The organism is Leptospira wolffii serovar Khorat str. Khorat-H2, assembly GCF_000306115.2.
GTDB classification, from domain to species: domain Bacteria; phylum Spirochaetota; class Leptospiria; order Leptospirales; family Leptospiraceae; genus Leptospira_B; species Leptospira_B wolffii.
Genome location: NZ_AKWX02000004.1, coordinates 889,086 through 908,978, shown reverse-complemented (window position 1 = coordinate 908,978; position 19,893 = coordinate 889,086). Strand labels below are relative to the sequence as shown.

The 19,893-nt window shown below is 44.5% G+C and carries 13 protein-coding genes; 8 read left to right on the top strand and 5 right to left on the bottom strand.

The window, feature by feature from the left end; genetic code table 11:
- The first annotated feature begins 57 nt into the window (after positions 1-57).
- Positions 58-1,485, top strand: coding sequence for an Lcl domain-containing protein (locus LEP1GSC061_RS04185; RefSeq protein WP_156844484.1), 1,428 nt, complete (start codon positions 58-60; stop codon positions 1,483-1,485).
- Positions 1,486-1,545: 60 nt separating this feature from the next.
- On the top strand, positions 1,546-2,661 hold the full coding sequence (locus LEP1GSC061_RS04180; RefSeq protein WP_016543534.1) for a DegT/DnrJ/EryC1/StrS aminotransferase family protein: 1,116 nt from the start codon (positions 1,546-1,548) through the stop codon (positions 2,659-2,661).
- A 53-nt stretch (positions 2,662-2,714) separates the two neighbouring features.
- Here LEP1GSC061_RS04180 and LEP1GSC061_RS04175 read toward each other — a convergent pair whose 3' ends face one another.
- From LEP1GSC061_RS04175 to LEP1GSC061_RS04155, 5 genes are all read right to left on the bottom strand, one after another.
- Entirely contained in the window at positions 2,715-3,863 is a 1,149-nt protein-coding gene (locus tag LEP1GSC061_RS04175; protein ID WP_016543648.1) for an SH3 domain-containing protein, read from the bottom strand.
- A 46-nt stretch (positions 3,864-3,909) separates the two neighbouring features.
- Positions 3,910-5,457 carry a WG repeat-containing protein gene (locus LEP1GSC061_RS04170; protein ID WP_198014230.1) on the bottom strand — a complete coding sequence of 516 codons (1,548 nt, stop codon included), beginning with the start codon at positions 5,455-5,457 and terminating at the stop codon, positions 3,910-3,912.
- Between the two features lie 432 nt (positions 5,458-5,889).
- The gene (locus tag LEP1GSC061_RS20775; RefSeq protein WP_016543482.1) at positions 5,890-6,444 is read right to left on the bottom strand and encodes a hypothetical protein; all 555 of its coding nucleotides are present in this window, start codon (positions 6,442-6,444) and stop codon (positions 5,890-5,892) included.
- Positions 6,441-7,799 (bottom strand): Kelch repeat-containing protein, encoded by a 1,359-nt coding sequence (locus tag LEP1GSC061_RS04160; protein ID WP_016543766.1) that lies wholly within the window; start codon positions 7,797-7,799, stop codon positions 6,441-6,443. Before LEP1GSC061_RS04160 ends, LEP1GSC061_RS20775 begins: the two co-directional genes overlap by 4 nt.
- The gene (locus tag LEP1GSC061_RS04155) at positions 7,796-8,746 is read right to left on the bottom strand and encodes an LA_3334 family protein (protein ID WP_016543753.1); all 951 of its coding nucleotides are present in this window, start codon (positions 8,744-8,746) and stop codon (positions 7,796-7,798) included. The genes LEP1GSC061_RS04160 and LEP1GSC061_RS04155 overlap by 4 nt, the downstream gene beginning before the upstream one ends.
- Positions 8,747-8,981: 235 nt before the next feature.
- On the opposite strand from LEP1GSC061_RS04155, the gene LEP1GSC061_RS04150 reads away from it, so the two are divergent.
- From LEP1GSC061_RS04150 to LEP1GSC061_RS04120, 6 genes are all read left to right on the top strand, one after another.
- Entirely contained in the window at positions 8,982-9,632 is a 651-nt protein-coding gene (locus LEP1GSC061_RS04150) for a hypothetical protein (RefSeq protein WP_156844483.1), read from the top strand.
- Positions 9,633-9,730: 98 nt separating this feature from the next.
- Entirely contained in the window at positions 9,731-16,690 is a 6,960-nt protein-coding gene (locus LEP1GSC061_RS04145; protein ID WP_198014229.1) for an FG-GAP-like repeat-containing protein, read from the top strand.
- A gap of 62 nt (positions 16,691-16,752) precedes the next feature.
- Positions 16,753-17,418, top strand: coding sequence for a hypothetical protein (locus LEP1GSC061_RS04140; protein WP_016544053.1), 666 nt, complete (start codon positions 16,753-16,755; stop codon positions 17,416-17,418).
- Between the two features lie 303 nt (positions 17,419-17,721).
- Positions 17,722-17,886: a hypothetical protein gene (locus LEP1GSC061_RS21385; RefSeq protein WP_016543412.1), complete on the top strand. Its 165-nt coding sequence runs from the start codon at positions 17,722-17,724 to the stop codon at positions 17,884-17,886.
- Between the two features lie 812 nt (positions 17,887-18,698).
- Positions 18,699-19,160 (top strand): hypothetical protein, encoded by a 462-nt coding sequence (locus tag LEP1GSC061_RS04125; RefSeq protein ID WP_016543423.1) that lies wholly within the window; start codon positions 18,699-18,701, stop codon positions 19,158-19,160.
- A complete protein-coding gene (locus tag LEP1GSC061_RS04120) occupies positions 19,157-19,891 on the top strand; it encodes a hypothetical protein (protein WP_156844482.1) in 735 nt (244 codons plus the stop codon). Before LEP1GSC061_RS04125 ends, LEP1GSC061_RS04120 begins: the two co-directional genes overlap by 4 nt.
- Positions 19,892-19,893: the final 2 nt, after the last annotated feature.

Below are 19,893 nucleotides of genomic sequence, written 5' to 3'. Positions count from 1 at the left end.
ACGTTTCTCTTGGGGAAACGAGGGCTAAAAATATTGACTCGAGAGGCGGGTCCTCGTTTGAATCCAAATATGCAATTCGTATCGGATCTGCGTAGGGTTTTTCTAATCGTCCTTTTTCTATTCTTCGGGCATTGCAAGGCTTCGGGCGGATATAATCCTGCGGATCCGGGAACTTCCGAGTTCCTGCAAACCCAATTTCTGAAATGTATGTTGGGAGAATTGGCGGAATGTATGAAGGAACCCCCGCCGCCCGCGGCTCCTACGATCGTGTACCAGAAGAATCTGTTGGACATCTTGGATTTCTATTTGGGTAAGTCCTCCTCTTACTCTCCGACGGTAACCGGCACATTGCCCATTAGCTATTCAATTTCCGGATCCGTTCCCGGAGGGCTCGCTTTCAATTCTTCCACCGGAACCGTTTCCGGAACTCCGACGGGAGCCGGATCTTCCATATCGCTTACCGTAACAGCGACCAATTCTCTGGGATCCTCTACAGACACTTTCGAATTGGATGTTTGGGATTCCGGCGCGATTCCGGACACTGGAAAAACGGGATGCACAGATAACGTCGGAAGCGCTGCTGGATGTTACGAGCAAGACGGGACCTATTCCAATATACCCGGGTTCCGAATTTATTCCGGACCAAGCATACATCCGACTCTTACGAACCAGCAAGTCTCGGTGGATCGAGTCCGAGGATTATATTGGAAGACTTGTGCCGAAGGCCAGACGGATCCAAGTTGCTCCGGACCTTCCACTCTAGGGGATTGGTATTCCGCGGGCGCCGCTTGCTCTAATTTAAATGCAGGGCAAGGCTATGCGGGCTTTAAGAATTGGAGGCTTCCTAGTATGAAGGAATTATATACCCTCGTTTATTTAGGATCTTCCACTCCGTTGATAGAAGCGACTTATTTTCCCGGAGCGGAATCGGTGGGTTTTTGGTCGTCCACTCCGAATGCGAATAGTTCGGTACAAGCATATGGAATCAGCTTCTCGACCGGGGCTTCGATGTCGTATAACGTATATTCTACTTTAGCGACGCGCTGCGTGGCGGGAAATTCTTTGGATGCTCCGGTTTTTAATGACCTAGGAAACGGAGTAGTCCAAGAGCAAAAAACGGGTCTATATTACCAAAAATGCAATAACGGTGAAACCTATAGTGCCGGATCCTGTTCGGGCGGTCCGAACGCGATAGATTGGGAATCGGCCATTGCGATTTGCGACAGTTTCAATTTGGCATCCTTGAATTGGAGGCTCCCGAATCTGAACGAGTTGCATCTATTGACCGATTATACGGTCGCCTCGGGCCCGAAAGTATATTCGATATTCTATGCGACTCCCGGGGCCTTGTATTGGAGTTCAAGTCCCGTAGCCGGAGGTATGACGGAGAACCAAGCCTTCGGTACGGCCATCGACGCCGGAGAAATGCAAATCCAGTCCAAGGGCAATTACCTGCAATTCAGATGCGTAAGTAGCGGCCCTTAAGGTTCACCAAAAGAATTTGCATTTTGGACCTCCTTTCCGATCCTGTTCGAAGGAGACCACATGGGCGTACCTTTTATAGATATCAAACGATTCGAACCGGGATTGCTAGAGGCTTGGGAAGAAAAAGTCAAGACCCTAAGCAAAAATGCATCCTTTATAGGCGGAGAAGAAGTCTCCCAGCTGGAAAAGAACCTGGCGGTATCCGCAGGAACTAAGTTCGCAATCGCCTGTGCGAACGGAACCGACGCATTGCAATTGGCTTTAAGAGCCTTAGGAGTAGGCAAGGGCGATACCGTCCTCGTTCCGGACTCCACTTTCTGGGCCACATTCGAATCCGTAGTGAACGTAGGAGCGGATCCTGTTACTGTCGATACGAATCCTGTCGATCTTCAAATGGATTTTGACGATTTCAAAAAGGCTTTGGACGAGGTAAAACCCAAGGCGGCCATCATAGTTCATCTTTACGGTTGGGGAAGCTCCAAGTTGGAAGAATACCGCATGCTCTGTAAAGAGAGAGGAGTTCTACTGCTCGAAGACGGAGCCCAATCTTTCGGAGTGATTTACAAAGGAAAACCCGTATACCAGGACGCACTTATCACCACCACATCCTTTTATCCTGCGAAAGTTTTGGGGGGAGCCGGAGACGGCGGTGCGGTATTCACGAACGACGAAGAACTTGCAAATAGGGTAAGAATGCTCGGAAACCACGGAAGAACTTCCCATTACGGGTACGGAGACGTGGGTTGGAATTCCAGGATGGACACTCTTCAGGCGGCATTCTTAAATTTGAATATACCTTTCCTGAAGCAAAGAATAGCAGCCCGCAGAAAAGCCGCGGAGAAATATTACCAAGTTCTTCCCGGATTAGGAGTGAACGTGATTCATCCTCCTAAAGATTTCGAGGAGAATGGATACTGCAACGTAACTCTTTTCGATCCTGCGGAAAGACCCAAAATCCAAGAAATACTCAAAGCGAAGGGAATCGGATTCGGAGTCATTTATCCGGGAGCCATGAGCGACCAACCGGGAGCTAAACCTTATATCAAAGGAACTTACGGAAAAGAGCATAGAACCGGAAAGATCTGCGATTCCATCCTGAATTTTCCTTTGTTTCCTTATATGACAGACGCGGAACTCGAAGAAGTATTCTCCGCGATCAAAGAATATAAGAAATAGAGAATATTCTAAAAACTGCCGAAACGAAAAAAGGGACCGATCGGTCCCTTTTTTTATAAGCGCGCGCAATTTGGAGTCGATAATTTGGGATTCCATGGCGAAAATCTCAGGATGTCCTCTTTATCAAGATAACATTCTATTTTGTCGCTACCTATTATTTTTGTGGTTTCGTATTCGTAGCTAGTTCTTTCGATCTTAAGTTTGATCTGGTTTGCCGTAAAGGTCACATTCTCTATAGAGAAGCTTTCGGAGCTGACATCGCTTCCCCAGATCTCGTAATCGATCGGGAGTTTACTGATTTTGTTTTCGAAAGAATTCGCCTTTTTATCCCGGTTATGATAGATCGTTTTTAAAATAAGCCTTTCGGAAATAGGATTACTTTCGAATTTGATTTCCGGTTGCGTGTAAAGGCTCGTGAAGTCTAGAATTTTTTGCAGAGAGGTATTTTCGTTATAACAAACGGGGGCCGGATCGTAAGAGCCTTTATAAACGAATCCCGATTTGCCTTTGAATTCGGTTTTGGACCATTGCCCGCCGCTTCCTTCCGGAGTATCGGAAATTTGGATCCCTGTTCCTACGGGAATATTTTCCAGGCTATCGGCTTCGAAGGAAGGAGAGGAGCGTAACGCGGAACCGTCTTTGGAAACGATGTAAACGATTCCCTTCTTGATTCCATTCTTACATTCCTTTTTCATCGTGATCGGAAAGGCGGTACAATCCTCCACGCTTTTAAAGGGCTTACCTGCGAAGACGTCCGTTTTTACTCCGTTCCCAAAGTCCCCAAAGATCATCCCCGTATCGTTTGCCGTTAAGGAAAACGTTTTTCCTTGGGATTTGACTTCGAATTCGATCCTTCCTATGGCTTTCTGATTATAATTCGTATCTTCTTTGTACGTGAATTTCTCTCCGAGAGGGAAGGAAAGTTTTTCGCCGGAAAGAGGAAGCAGTAGCTGAAATTCGTTACGATTCAAATCAATAGATGCGCAAGCAATGGACGGAGCATAGGACTCCGCACTTGTGTCCGGAAGAACTAACTGGGGCGCTGCAGTTCCGAGGGACTTCCAATCCAGTTCTTGGAATACATACGTTCCTACGAGAGCTTCCTTCGCAATTGTGGGAACTTGCGAAACTTCCGGTTCGGATTTCTTGCAGAAGACCGTTAAGCATAAGAATAGAAGAGTCGCTAGGTATGTGAGTTTCATAGAGGAGGCCTATAGGATTTTTGATTCGATAATGCCAGTTTATGGATTAACGTGAAAGACATTTTTTAAGGTAAAGGACCGCCATTTTTCCGTTGTATTTTACGATCGGTCGATCCGTTTCCGAATCTTGGATCGTTTGAAAGACTGGCGAAATTGCGAATTTGCCTAGGCGATCTATGAAACCGTAAGACCCCTGTGGCTCGGAAGCGACAGGAGCCAGTCCCTTATAAAAATTTCCCGCGTCCCGAAAGTTCGGCGGTATTACGATCTCTCCTTTCCGGTTCATATAACCGAATTTTCCTACCTCGTCCTTAAACCAAACCAGATCCTCGCTGAAATCTCCTACACTCGAATACTTCGGGGAGATAAGGACTTTTTGGTTTGCATCTAGAAAACCCCATTTACCGTTTTCTAAAAATCGAGCGAGTCCTTCGTGAAATTCTCCTATATGTTCAAACTCTTTGGAATGGGATCCGGGAGAATCGAGAGAAGTAAACTCCATTCTTCCTTTGGCGTTTTTATAAAGGCAGATTCTTTCCCTGCAAGAAATGAGACCGGCCGGTAAAGAAGCGAACTGTTTCCCATCGAAATCGAAAATGTCCGTACGATTCGAAGAAAGGGCGAAAATCTTTTGTTTTCCTTCCAGATCGGATATTACGATCTTAGAATATTGAGCAGGAAGAATCGTTTCTCCGAACCCGTTCACAAGTCCGAACCGGTCTTTATTCTTGACGGAAAGAAATTCTCCTATTTTTCCCTCTACGTCATCGAAGGGAAAACTTTCCAGTTTCCCGGTTCGGTTCGCGAATAATAGCAGGTGATTCTCTCCGGATCGAACCGATCCGTAATTCAGGTCCTGGTTCCAGTTGCAACGGTCGTATTCGAAAGGAAGAGCTACGGATCCGTCGTAGCGTAGGATCCCGCAATGGGAGTTGGAAGGTTCGGCGGAATATGCGTCGAAGAATTTGTTATTCGATTGCCAGAAAATGTTTTGGTGTTTGGGTTCTAATACTTTTGTTCCTTTCCGGTCGATGATTCCTACATAAGGAGAATATCCGGTACGATGCGATTCGATTCTCGCGAATCCGAACTCGCTGAAAGGACCGACCGCATCGAATTCGGCCGGAATGACCAATTGGCCCTTGGTATTTATGAAACCCCATTTCCCGCCGATTTGCACTGCCGCAAGGCCTTGGGAGAAAGGTTCGGCCTTTTGGACTCCATTCGGAATTTTTAATGTATTTCCGGATCTATCCAAGAAAGAAGCTTTGTATCTTTCTTGGGCGACGAAGAACCCTTCGGAATACGGAACCTTTTCGACGATCTCCCATCGGGGCTCAACCACATATTTGCCGGAAAAGTCGATCACTCCGAATTTGTCATTCTCTCCTAATTGGACCCCGACCATTTTCTCCTTCATGTCCACCCAGTTGATCGCGTAGAATGGATTGGCAGCCAGGATCCTTTCTCCCTTGGAGTTTCTTATTTCTTCGCTATGTATATAAGAGCCGCTGGATAAAAGAAAATATTCTTCCGATAGTCTTTTGATATCTTTGAATTCGAAGGAGAAGAGAAGATTGCCGTCCCGATCCAAAAGTCCTTTCTTCCAATCGTTCCGATCATCTGAAAGAATTGTGTGGCCATCCTCCAATTTCGAGACATGCCCGGTGAAATATAAGGGGGGAATCCTGGAATTGTCGGGGGTCCAGATCTCGATCGGATCGGAAGAAGACGGCTTCTCAATTCCGAATTTAGTGCTACAAGAGTGTTCGGTTTGATTTACTCGGTTCCGGAGGAAATAAATGAGAACCGAAAAAAAACAAACTAAAATAAGAAGGGAAGTAATTCGAGCGGATTTGTTCTTAAAGAGACCGGAGAAAGGAAATTTCATAGGAAAGTCCAAAATCTGGATTGGCTAACGTTTCTTGGCAAGTAAAACCGGATTCGATTGCGGATTATATTCGGGAAGAACGGTATTGAAAGATACGAATGCATCCAATTCGTCGACTTCGAATCGATCGAATGTCTATCTTTTTCGAATCAATACCAAGAGTTCGATCATAATCGCGCTTAATAATAAGACGGTCGCGATCCAATAGGGGCGGGAATCGAAGTCCGCCTTATTCTTCGCTATGATCTCCTTGATTTCGGAAAGTTCAAAGCGTATTCCTTGGATGATATCCAAAGTCTCCTTCTCTAATTTCCATTTCACCGAAAGAGACGGGGCGGAACGATCCACGGTCTTATTCTCCAATTCAGTTAATTCCTTCTTGAGCTCCGCATTCAGAGGCCATTTAGCCGAGGCTTTCTCGAAGTAAGTTCTGGCAAGTTTCCAGTTTCTCTTTTCTTTCGCCTCTTTCCCTAAGCCGATCCACGCTTTTGTGAGGGAGAACTCCGTCTTGGAATCGGTAGGATCGGTTTCCAAGACGGAAACGGCGATCTTCTCCGCTTCGGAATATTTTTTATCGTTCAAGAGGGATTCTAATCTGGAGTTTGTATCCGATTCTTCTCCGAATAATGCGAAGGAAACGGAAAATAAGAATATAATGAAAATAAAATGTATAAAAAATTTAATATTCATCTATCTATCCGAATCGCCTGGTGGCCGAACCTGGCCCTGGGCATGGTCATAGAGGAGGCGCTCCAAGCAGAAGCGACAGGATTCGCTGAGTCTATGGAATAAACGGTATCCAAAGGAACATTTAAAGAAGAGGCTCCTCCGAAAACGTAAATCTTTCTCGTTTCATAGGAGGCTTGCGCACCCGGGTAGTAAATAGATTGGGGAAGATCGGGACCTGCGGAAAAACTAACCGAGCCTGGTTGGTAAAAATCAGTTTTATTACTGGCAGTTAACGAAACGATAGGTTGATTGGTGTCGGTTGCGATAGAGCCTCCGATCACGCCGAACCATTGGTTGTCGGAAGGAAAGAGATCCTTAGGCTCCGGATTGACGCAGACCCCGGCAGCTCCGGATCTTTGCACGTTTATGGAAGGTTCGCTCGTTCCTCCTGTCGTCGTATTTCCTCCTGGAATATATCCGTCCGTACCCGATTGGATGAATCCATTACTCGCAAGTCTTCCTCCGGAATAGAATAAGACTCCATCTATAGCGCAGCCGGACATATCCGTCCTAGGAAAGATCGTTGCATTCGAAGAATAAGATAACCATTGGCCGCTTGTTCCGAGTTCGGGATAGAATTTCAAAACAGTGTTCAGAAGCGGAGAAGAGGATATATTGGTCGACCCCGATCCGGAGACGATATAGATCTCGTCGCCCACGGATCCGGATACGGCTCCCTGCACCGCTTGCGGTAGATCGGACTTTGCAGTCCAGGTATCCAAATAAGGATCGTAAACTTCCACTTTTAGGGAAGTGGAATATACTCCTCCCGATTTCACCAAGCCTCCGATCACATAAATCTTTTGCTTATGGGAAAGAATGGAGGCGAAGGCTCTAGGTGTAGGAACACTCGTGATCGCGGGATACCAGATCCCGGAAGATGCATCGAATAGATCGATTTGCATTACTGGATTTTGGTCCGTACCGATTCCTCCTATAAGCCAAATCCCCTGGGTCTTTTCGGGAGTATCGGAAACCCAGGTTCTGAATTTTAAAGGAATTCCGGAGGAGGGATCCGGAGTCCCGCAGGTGACAAAGGCATCGTAATTCGTTTGGGGGGATAATCCTTGGATTTCCATTGCATGCGTTTCCGAAGGCTTGAGACTGGGAATGATACCGGTCGGACCCAATAGATAGCCCTTGGAAGATCGTGAGCATTTCCAAAGAAAGGAAGCGCTATGAGGCCCTAATTTTACCACGAAAGCGGATTGGATCTTGCCGGTGGTCTCGTCCTCGATTCCGGAGAGAACGGAATTCTGACATCGTAATACGCATATGCAAGAGAAGAATAATAGAATTCGAATATACAAATTCACAAATACGCTCCCCAGGAGAATCTAAGTCCTCCAGTGCAGAGATTCGCGCCGGATTCGAAGGAGCATTGCGACTGTAGTCCGATTCTCAGGACGGAGTTTCCGGGACGGTCCCAATTCCAACCGAACTCTAGTAGAAGATTCGGATCCGTGCCCGATTTGGAACGATCTTCCTTGGACCAAGAAATGGAACTCGCGCCGATACCGAATAGAATATAAGGGGAAGAAGGAGAAGGACTGAAGTTTTTACCGTAATAAAGATCGTGACTCCATATGGAAAGCTGGCCTTCCGAACCTTTTCCGTAGGCGTAAGCGGATCGAAAGCCGAAGAATTCTCCGGGGCGGATGGAAGATTTCTCTAGGAATCCTCCTCCGTCGAATAATCTGGGAAAGGATTCGGACCAGGGACCGAAACTGACGTTAGCCGCTCCAGTGAGTCCTATTTTCCAGGATCCGGAAGAGTCTCTGGATTCCTCCAGATATGATTCCGGCAATTCGGGTTTGAGATCAGGGATTGTTTCCGGAGAAACGGAAACGATTCGAGAGGATTCCAGTTCCACGAAGCCCAGATCCGTTTTTAAGACCAGAAGTTCGTTTTTTCTTTCGACAAGTATCCCTTTTAGAACCGTTCCATCCTTTAATTTAACGCTAGAATATACGTAGGAAGTATCCGGTCCCGTCTTTTTGGAGTCTATTCTTTGGATATCCTCTTTTGGGATACGATATTTGCGATCTTTCCAGGTGACAAAAACTTTCTCCTCTCGCTCCGTAGCGCTTTCTACAAGGAATGCGTCTCCGCTTTTAAGAAGTACCTCCGTGGCGTATGACGGAGAAAAGAAAGGGGGGATAAAGATCAGGAAGAATAATCCGACTTTATAAACCGCATAATATAAATTAGGCGAATCGGACTTATCAATAAAAATAGAATGGATACCGTATTTCTTTTTCAATTCAGCTTCTATAATATGAAATAATCATTCCGGATAACGTAAATTTAACGAAATTATCAAATTCCATTGACATATTTTTAACTTAAAGTCGTCATTGCAACAGAAAAAACGAATTCGATCAATTCGAATCGTTTTAGGTGTTTCCCAGGTTTAAGAAACTTCTTCAAAAAATTGGAAAGCGATTAAAAAATGGGAACCTTCGAGGCGAAATATGGTTTCAACTAACGGTAGAAATATGGAAAAAAATAGGATTGCGCCGCCGCTCATCTCCCATTTGGGATATCCGGTGTTCCTATCCGAGCGAAAGGATTTAGAAGCATTCCAAAAAGGTTATTTTCGAAAGCTCGGTACTCCCATTTTCGTTTTATTCCTCTCGATTCTGAGCCTTTTTCATTGCCCCTGGGAGCATTCTCCGGACCAAACCACGAGTTTTTTCCTACTGAGCCAGCTACTCCCCGAGGACACGAGTCCTTTGAAATGCGGAACCTACCCGAATACTACCGTGAATTATGTAACTACGGATTTACAACCGGTTGTATATACAATGAGCCCAGGGCCGAATTCGGATATTTATCCTGATGTGAATATTGTATCTGCCATGTTCATTTTGTCCCATGTAAAGACCGGGCAGATTCTTGTATTAAAGAGTACGTCTACAGATCTAACGACAATCATCCAAGAGCCGGGTGATTTCCTCTTAGAAGACGGTTGTCCTCCCCAATTCTTGGATAGCAGCGATAATGTCAAGGTTACGACCTATACCGCAAATGAGATTCGATTTCAGGTAAACCGATCGGGGAACTATTCCATTGCAACAAGCTCTGGCTTAAGTGGATTGGGTACTTCCTCTTCCGCTCCCATGGATGTAACCATGCAACTGCAATGAAATTCTATACTATATCAGGTAAAGCTAAAATGAAGCAGAAAGCAAAGATTTCCATTTTATTTGTTCTTATAAGTTTCCTCTTTCTTCGATTTTCTTTTGTGAAAAGTTTTTCCTTGGAAGCTGCATACGATGCCCTTGTAGGATCGATTCCCCAAACTCTTCCGGAAGTTTCCGTAGATTCTATGGGGCATACGAGCACTTTCTTTTCAATAGAGCTTCCTCCCGGAAAATTGCCTCCTCAATTGTCTTTGGCATATTCCTCCTCCGGAGGAAATGGTCTATTGGGAATCGGTTGGGATTTGAGCGGGTTCGATTCCATCGAAAGGGATCCAAGTTTCGGGGTAGAATACGACGGAAAGGATTCTTTCCTGAGTTCTCTCGGTGGACAATTATTGGATATTTCCGGGAATCGGACCCTTTACCATACAAGGAGAGAATCCTTTATACGGTTTGTTCCCCAGGGACTTTGCGGAGACGGGCCCTGTTCTTGGTCGGCCACTACCAAGGAAGGTCTGGTATATACCTTCGGAGGCACTTCCGATTCTAGAATGGAGGCTTTAGGAAAAAACGGGGCTATCTTTTCTTGGGCGGTTTCCGAGGTAAGAGATCCTTTCGGGAACGGATACGCGGTGCAATATATCCAAGATTCGGAAAATGGAAAAGCCTATCCTGTCAAAATTCTTTACCAAGATAGAACGATCAGCTTCCAGTATGAGAGCAGACCGGATGTATTTCCGGACTATTCCCAAGGAACTCTTGTGAAGATCTCTAAAAGATTGTCCGGTATTTCCATAACGACTTCGGAAGGATCTTCGAGAGAATATTCTTTCGAATACAGCCAAGGAATTCTGTCCAATCAATCGGTCCTTGTCAGCATCGGTCGATCCGGAAGCAATTCCAATGGTTCCGAAAATTATATCGATTTGGATTTAACCTATTCGAATAATCAGGGTTTATTCAATATATCCGTTCCCACTAGTAATACGGATAGTACGTACAGGACTTTGTCTTTTACGCAAACATATAATGGGTTTTCCCCTCAGATGAATTATATCTTGGGGTTACTAGTCCAATTCTATTCCATTCCGATTTCTCCGAATCCGATCGACTATAATTATAATGGTTATATGCAGTTTGTTACAAATATCCCGATCATAGATCGCAATATTTGTACGAACGGATTGGTGTCCTGTCTTTGCGGATATGTAATCACAGGCGGTTGCCTTTCTGTTGCTTGGGGGAATTTCAAGCAAGCTTGTGATGAATACCTTTCATCCGGAGGAGCAACGAATTGCGCCAATGGGGTCGAATCCGGTCTGGTCAACTGGCCTTCACTAGATTTGGATGGAGACGGAATCTTGGACTTTGCCTCTCTCGGAGGCAAAGATCTTGGAGATGGAGTTTCAATATACGGCCTTCCAATTAAATCTGGAGGAAACTCAGCTGTTATAAAAGGTTCTAAGCTACCGATCTATTATAATACATTCAGTAGGACCGTGGATCTGGACGGGGACGGTAAAACCGATTTCGCATTCGAAAAGAACGGAAAGCTTTCCGCTGTCTTTTCGAAAGGCATATCCTTTTCGGCGGTGACGGACTTTTCCAACGTTTCCTTAGATTCCGCTAATCGGTCCATGCAATCCTTTAATCCGTACGAGTATTTATTCGATCCTTCGATTCCGGGAAATGTGCGCTCCTATCCTTACGACAAAGCAGGGGCGGATTATTTTGCCGATATGGACGGGGATGGGTTAGAGGATTTTATCCATTATTCTTCCGGGACCTTCCTAATTTATAAGAATACGAAAGGCGCTTTCGCTAGTCCTATTTCCGTCGGCGGTTCTGCGGGCATGTATGTGAATTCTTTTCTAGACATGAATAGGGACGGGAAAGCCGATTATGTTCGGCTGGTGAAACAATCGAACAACGAACAATACAACCAGCTTTCTGCCCAATTGATCAGCCTGAACAATCAGATGGAGCAGGAAACGAATCTATACAATCAAAATTTAAATCTTTTGAATTCTCTTATTTCCGGCTCTACCGTAGACGCCGGTTCCTTGCAAATCCTTGCCGATTATTATTCCGGAGGAGGGTTTCAGGACGATGCGGATGCGATTTTGGCGTCCGGAGCAGGAACCCCTATTCCTGCATCCGACTCGGATAAGCTGACCCAGGATCTGCAAATCGCATATGCAAACATCTCCGGTCCTCTTGTCGTGCAGCAGAATACAATCCAGACTCAGATGAATTCTATCGAGGCCGACGATGCGGGAAGCACCTCTTATGCGATCCAAATTTCCTATTTCGATCTAAGTTCCCAGTCGATTACCACCAAGTCATACAATATCGCATCCGCAAGCATCTATAGTAGTACCTTTGCGGACGTAAATTCCGACGGATCCCCCGATTTTGTGACTTTTATAGGCAATAAAGTTACGGTATACCTATTCACTGGAATCGACGGATTCGCCAGCGGAGTTACCTCCACGCTGAACGCTTCCAACGGAAAAAAATTGGCGCAATATAATTTCGGAGACGTGAACGGGGACGGATTTGCTGATTTAGTATTACATAATAAAGAGCAGAAGAAGATCGAGACCTATCTTGCTTCCGGGGACGGTAAATTCACTTTGAGTAGTCCGTTTTCCTTCGGTGCATTGAACGTTTTTGACGGAATCGATTCGGACGGTATTTACAGAAGCGACTTATATCAAATCGTTTTAAATGATCTGAACGGAGACGGGAATTCCGACCTAACTCTAATATACTTGCCCAAGGAAAAGACCTCGGGAGGGATTCAAATCCGTTATTCTCCCGCACGGAACGTAGCCGAAGACACTTTAGTGGGTATTTCGAACGGAGCGGGGCAATCCACAAGTATCCAATATTCATTAGCGAAGAATAAAACCGGAGCGGTACTGAGCGGCACCGGAGTTTTTCCGAATATTCCGAATACTTCTCCCGACTTTGTCGTATCCGAACTCACCAGAACGGTTAACGAAGGTCTTTCCGTAAAGACTACTTACGAATATTCCAACAGTAGATATTATATCGGTCCTGTGGGAATCGGTAGGAGTCTCGGATTCGCATCCATTACCGAAAAGGATACGGGTACGGGTTTCTATACCGTTTCCACTTACTTCCAAAACGATTATCGTTTGGCCGGGTTAGTAAATACCCAAAGTCTATACAATGCCGGCAATAATCTAATTTCCCAGGCTTCCTATACCGCTTTCGGTTTCCCTAATCCGTTCGGAACGGAAATGGTAGTGCCGACGAACCGTATCGATAATAGATTCCATAATGGATCCATAGAGACAAGTACGGTTTCCACGATTACTTACGATTCTTACGGATTTCCCACCTTGAAGACGGATTCGATCGGAGATCATACCGTTCAGGAATTTACCGGCTATACCCATGATACGAATAATTGGAGATTGGGTCGAATCGTCTCTACGAAGAAGGTCGTAGATGGCGATATAACGGAAGCGACCGTTTATAATTATTCCGGAGATAGCATAGCCTCATCCGTTCAGTTTCCCGGGTCCGGTGCGGAAGAGGTCACTTCTTACGAATACGATTCGTTCGGCAATCCGATCGCAAGCACGGATGCGCTCGGAAACCTCACTCGAATTTCTTACGATTCCACTTTGAATCTATTTCCGATTCAAAATACGAACGCACTCGGGCATGTTTCCACGAAAGCCTATGATACTTTTTTCGGCTTGGAAACGGAGGTGGTGGATCCGAACGGAGCTAAGAAGGTCAGGAAATACGACGCATACGGGCGTGTCAGTAGGGTCACCTACCCAGGAGAAAGCGATTGGAACGAATCCTTCGAGTATAATAACGTAGGAATATTCAATTATTCGAATATTTCCGAAAACCAATTCGTCGGTAAGACGACCCGCGATAATACGAGCGGCACGGAAGTCCTCGAAATCACTTACACGGATCATTTGGGAAATGCGATCCAGACTATCAGCAGTACCGCAGTCGACGGTATCGATTTGATTCAGGACCAAAAATACGATTACCGGAAGAATCTACTGATTTCCAAGACCCAACCGTATTTCAGCAATCTAAGCCCTAGCTGGACGTATTTCTATTACGAGGACCCCGACTTAAGATTGACTAGCACGAATGCGCCCGATACGAACGGAAACATTCTTACTTCCGTATCCTATGCCGGGCTTACTATAAATAAAACGATCCAATATCCGGACGGAAAGACGAAGAGTGTATCGGAAACAAACGACGAGTTAGGTAGGACGATCGCCAAAGCGGAGAATGGCAAGACGATTCGTACGTCTTATACCGGGTTCGGAAAGCCGAAAACGATTACGGATGTGGCGGGTAGGACGACTTCCGTTGCCTACGACTCCGCAGGGAGGGAAACCAGCGTAACCGATCCGAATTCGGGAACGAATCGATACGAATACGATGTTCTAGGTAGAACTCTCAAGAAAACGGATGCGAAAGGCAATTCCCTTCGATATTCGTACGACCCTTTAGGTAGGGTGACGCAAATCCTTCCTGGCGGCGGAGAGACTCCGGTGGAATTTACCTACGACGATTCGAATGCGGACAACTCCAAAGGAAGAGTCACTAAGATTCGAGACCAAGCGGGTAGCTTGGAGTATTCTTATAATCCGGCGGGTAAACCTATTCTCCAGAAAAGAAGCATAGACGATATTACTCTGGAGTTCTCGAGAGAATACGATTCCTTGGGAAGGGAAATTCTTCTAACATATCCGGACGGGACGAAAATCCATAAGGAATACTCCAGTAATAATAATCTACAATCCATCAAAATGGATTCGGCGGACGGTTATAGTTCGGATATCAACGTAGTGCAGTACCAGGGACCCTTGTTCGTCGACGGCCTACCTGTATTCCAAAAGGTGGCGGGTAACGGAAATATCACGGAAGTAAAAGTGGATCCGATCGGCTTAAAAACGATACAGCTCGTTACGAAAAAATCGGATAATACGCAGCTTTCTTCCTTGTCGTATTCGTATGACGGTTCGGGGAACGTGTCGGAGATAAAGGATCTTTTGAATTCCCAAAGAAATCGGACTTTTGCCTACGACTCCTGGAATCGACTCACGAAGGCGTCCGGGAATTTCGGAACGATCCAATACGCGTATAGTGACGACGGAAATCTGATTCAAAAAGGCGGTTACACTTTAAGTTATACGGACGGTAATCATGCGAATGCGGTAACTAGAGTGTATAGTCCGAGTACCGGAACATTACAATATAATTATGATGATAACGGTAATATGGTCTATAGGAACGGAGACTCCTTGTCTTACGATTCCTACGGCAGGATGAACCGGGTGAACTTGGTCGACGGGGGGAAAGTTTTTTATTCGTATGATTTTTCGGGGAATCGAATCCGATCCTTCAATGAAACGACCAACACGACCGCTTACTATTTCGGTGATCTATATGAAATCGTGAACGGCCCGGGAGTTCCTTCCAAGCATACTCTGTATATCAAAGGGTTCCAAGACGAGATCGTTACCCAGATCACTCGCACGGACTCTGTATTGATTTCTTCCGCTGCGGAATCTTCAACGGGGGTTATAGGTGCATTGGATCATTTCCTAACTTCGAGTTTATCGAAACAATTCTGTTCCGGTCTTACGATTTCTTGCGGAGATTATTGGCTGAATCGATGGGTAGGACCTTTCCGGGAATATTTTACTTACGCAAAATATATCCGACACGGAATTCCTACAGGATTTACGAGAATCGCATATATCATTTTGTTTCTTTCGGTCCTATCTTTGGGATATCCTATGTTCCGAAGAGGGAACGAACTGCTACTTCGATTGAAATATATGGGGTTTCCTGCGCCTGCATTGCTAGTTTCCATTTTCGGGTTGACGATACTCCAGGATTGTAATCTGATTCTTCCGGCTCAAAAGCAGGAGACTGCTCCTTGGTATGTTCTGGCGAACGGTTCGACAAGCGAGGATGTTGCGCCGGTGCAACCGCCAAAAGGAAGCGATGCTACGAATGCGGCCGGGTCTCCCGTTGTAGGAGCATATTTTTACCAAACGGATATCCAAGGCTCCACTCTGATGCTTACCGACGGGGACGGCAATCAGGTGACCGGTCCGGGGCAATCGGGGGTGAGTTACATAAGCTACCTACCTTATGGAGAAACCGACTATACGGTCTCCACCGGCCCGGACATCTTCCGTTATAAATACACGGGACAAATTCTGGATTCGGAAACGAATCTTTATTACTATAAGTCTCGCTATTACGATTCCTTCTTGGGAAGATTCGCTCAGGCGGACGACCGTTTTGACGAGGGAATCAATGGGCTCAATCTCTACATGTATGTGGGTGGAAATCCGATGAATCGAACGGATCCGGACGGGCACTTGTCATTAAAAGATCTCATTCATATGTTCAACAGAATCACAGGCCATGCTATGGGAAAGGATTTCGGGCCTCATGGAGTGGCGAATTTAAATATTGGTAAATCAATTCAAAGAGCTACTTTTGTCTCTCATGATCGCTGGCGTCGTTTCGAGAATCGTGAATTTGGGAATTGGCTCGAAAGATCATTCTTCATATCGCATGATCGGTGGAGAAAACTTGAAAATAGAGAACTTGGACGAATAGTAGGGTCGGAAAAAATTAGAAATTGGGTGAAGGATAATATCAGTACTGCGAAAGTAGCCGGAATTTTAGGAGAAATATTCCTTTGTGATTCTATGATGGGAGCTTTGCATACGGGATTTTGTGAGTTTACGCTTAAATTATCTAAATCCAGGGAAAATTGTGTAAATGTTAGAGATGGAGCCCAGAAAATAAAGGAACAAACGGTAGATGCTCGTTTTTGGTGGTTTTTGGGAAAATATCTTGATCCGCCTAAATCGGCTCCCCCTACCGGTCCTGGAGATCCTCCACCGGTCTTCGAGCCCCCCGCATTTGCGCAAGCAGCTCTCTTCTATATATTTGTTTTTGAGGCTCAAGTTATGCTATTTTCAACTATGAGGTGCCCGGGAGATACTGGACCATTGCTTTGATGAAAACTTCTAACCTTTTAGGTCTATTTTGCGCGTACGTTTTTCTATCCGGATCTGCATGCATGATCAGTAAGTTGGGTAAGAAGGTGATTTTGAACGCGGGTGTGTCGCAGAACGAAAATCATGTTTTATCCCTTGCGCTTGCTGGCTTTGAGGATTACTCGACTGAAATCGCGATTGATCTTTGCAAATGGTCGATCGACAAGTCGGGAAAGAATATTTGTAAAGATTCTATTAAAATAGAAGGAAGACTTAATGAAGAGTTAACAAATTTTTATATTTCTCCAGGTCGCTATTCCGGAAGAATTGATATAAGCTATTATACATTTCATCCGTTACTTTTCAACTATAGAGCTAATTTAGGAATCCTATTTGGTGATATCCGGCGTTTGGAATCAGTAACCACCAAGGCAAGGGATCTTTCGGAATGTGAATGGTACGAATCGGAAAGGGGAGAAAGGTTTCTCTATTACAAATGTCCTGAATTGCTTTTGTCCGATGAAGAGACTACACTAAAGTTTGAAAATATCGAGAGCTTTAAATTTAATACTATGGCCAACTTCTCTTTGTATCTTGCAACTGTTTTGGGTATTTCTGCATCACCTCCGGTATACAATGCGGTTGTCGTCCCACTCATTTTTGGAACAGGTTATTTTAATAATCGCATCAAACTCTTAAATAGCAATCAGAGAGAACCGTTTCTAAATGCTGATAAAAGTAGCTATTAAAAAAGGATACGGCTGTATGAGAAAAGATGGATTATGCCGTGTCGGCAAGGCTTTCGTGTTTGCTTTAGTCTTGGCTGTCTATTCGAATTGCAGGCGATATAGGGAGCTGGGGAGTGTCAACATGCGAAGGAATATTATTGCAGGCAGTTTCCTACCAGGATTTGGCAAACTCATCAAAAGGTTCAAATAGAACCTATAATCAGGATAAAGCGAATGCCCTGTTGGCTCAGTATATTAAGAACTGTAATTAGTGGGAAAACCATAGAGGAATGACATTTATTCCGCAGGATTTTGGGGGCGAATTTGGGAAAGGAATTCGGCGCTTTGGCGTCTATCATCGGCAAAGACGCGGCTCAGGGTTATTTAGCCGAATTAGAATTACTAGATTCGACCCTTACATACGCCGGGTTCTTTCTCTATATGTATTCTCATATGTATTGCCGGGGAGATAAAGGACCTTCTCTATGAGCAAAAAGACGGATTACCTGCTTTTTATGTTGTGCTTGCTATTCTTCTTAGCTTGCATCTCAAAATCAAAAGATAGTAACGGGCAGATCCAAGTATTTGAGGAAAAGCCGGTTGATTCCGATCAGGAAGGAGTCGTCTCTCTTTCCATCGTTTTCGATCCAGGTTCAAGCTTTGGGGAAAAGCGAATCCAATTAGAGTTGTATGAGAATCCGATCAATGGTGCCATCCCAAAGACGATTTCTCCGGCCGGTTTTTACCGGGAAAGTTCTGATGCAAATACACTTTTTATCCGGACTCCTTCGCAAGAGTATTTCGGAAAAATGCAAATAGAAGGAAGAAATTATCTAATTCCCTTTTATTCCAAAAGCTTTCGAAAAACGATTTTGTTCGGTTTGAAATACCTTCCGGAATCAAAATCTTTCGTTCCATCTAGAATTATGGGAAGCTGTCAGGACTTAGAAGAATACGTTCTGTGTCCCAAGTTGTCTGTAGATAAAAAACGGATCGATCTTCTTGTTCGTAAGAATTTTCACTGGAATAGCATTGATGGAGAGATGACTCTGCGTCAATGGTTGGTAATTGCGCTTGTATTCGGTATTGCAAAGTATCCGGTTCCTCTTTTTGGCACGGTTGATTTTTCGGAGAATGTGGAAGTAGTAAGAACGGACACATTTTAGCGAATGATTTTATAAGCAACGGCGGGTTTTATCTTGGGGTTTAAATTATTTCTACTCATTTCGATATTCTTGGTAAATTGCTTATACTTTCCGAAAAGCAATTTTGTCCAAGGGGGTTATTCGGAGGATGTCTATATGGAATACGGGATTCGTTCCTTCACAACCGAAGGACGAACTTTTCCCGTTGAGCATATGGATCAGTATCCGTATTATAAACAGATCAAGGAGACTTTAGAAGAAAAGATAGAATCAATCAATCGGAAATCTTCTAAGAGAAAGACCATTCATGTCGAGATTCAAATTTATTCGGAAATAGAAAAGCCCTCTAACAATTGGGTGAATCTTAGTACATTAACCCTTCACATCGTTCCTCTTTGGTTTCAGCATAGGATCCAAATCAAGTATATAATTCCGGATGCCCCGGATAAAAAGGAATTTTCTTACGCAATGGATTATGGAATTTATTACAGCATCTTTCTTGCTCCGATTTCCGTCATTGGATCCTTTTTTGATAGATATGAAAATTATCCGGCGCATAGAATTGCCGATTCCGTAGAATTATTTCTGGCCGATCTTGCTAATGGAGGGGAGAAATGAAATCGGGCTATCGAATCATACCACTGGGCATAATTTCTCTATCTGTATTTTGTCTTAACGCGATCGGCTGTAGCTACCTTCTTCCGAAGGAAATTTCAACAAACGGTATTTCGAAAAATAGTAAAGTAATAATGCGGATTGTTCCGGGGAAGATTTATTTCGGAGGAATTTACGAAAATACCGATCAAGGCGGTTCTTTGTTTTTTAACAAAGGTCAGGAGCATTATACGGCTATTCGATCGGCAAAGGAACGTTTGGAAAAGAAATTATTAAACCTTAATACTGAGAATGGATTAAGGGTTGAATACGACGGAAATGTAATGGATGTATCCGTATCGGTCTACGCAAGATCTACCTACGAATATTTCAATTGTTCCGGAGGATCCTCTGGAGATCCGATGCACCCTATGTATTTACCGAAAGCTTCTTACGGGCTATCGCTATGCCAAATCAAAGTTTTCTTTCATTACCTTACACTTGGAACTGTTCCGCTTGAAACGGAAGGCCAAATCGAGGTTGAATACGATATATCTTACAAAGATAAGAAATATACCTACAATTATTATCCTAAATATAAGGCGTACCAAGGCATTTACCCTGCATTTAGGCGAGAGTCTATAGGGGCGGTAGAGTCGGACTACTTATACTCGGGAATATATTACTCGCTATTAGAGGAGACTTTCAATCGTCTGTTTGCAGATTTAGGTAAAGATAATGTGATTTTAAGATAGAA

Bases quoted from the DNA above. Each gene is read 5' to 3' on its own strand.
- LEP1GSC061_RS04180 (WP_016543534.1), top strand. From the start codon at position 1,546: ATGGGCGTACCTTTTATAGATATCAAACGATTCGAACCGGGATTGCTA.
- LEP1GSC061_RS04175 (WP_016543648.1), bottom strand. From the start codon at position 3,863: ATGAAACTCACATACCTAGCGACTCTTCTATTCTTATGCTTAACGGTC.
- LEP1GSC061_RS20775 (WP_016543482.1), bottom strand. From the start codon at position 6,444: ATGAATATTAAATTTTTTATACATTTTATTTTCATTATATTCTTATTT.
- LEP1GSC061_RS04150 (WP_156844483.1), top strand. From the start codon at position 8,982: ATGGAAAAAAATAGGATTGCGCCGCCGCTCATCTCCCATTTGGGATAT.
- LEP1GSC061_RS04140 (WP_016544053.1), top strand. From the start codon at position 16,753: ATGATCAGTAAGTTGGGTAAGAAGGTGATTTTGAACGCGGGTGTGTCG.
- LEP1GSC061_RS04125 (WP_016543423.1), top strand. From the start codon at position 18,699: ATGGAATACGGGATTCGTTCCTTCACAACCGAAGGACGAACTTTTCCC.
- LEP1GSC061_RS04120 (WP_156844482.1), top strand. From the start codon at position 19,157: ATGAAATCGGGCTATCGAATCATACCACTGGGCATAATTTCTCTATCT.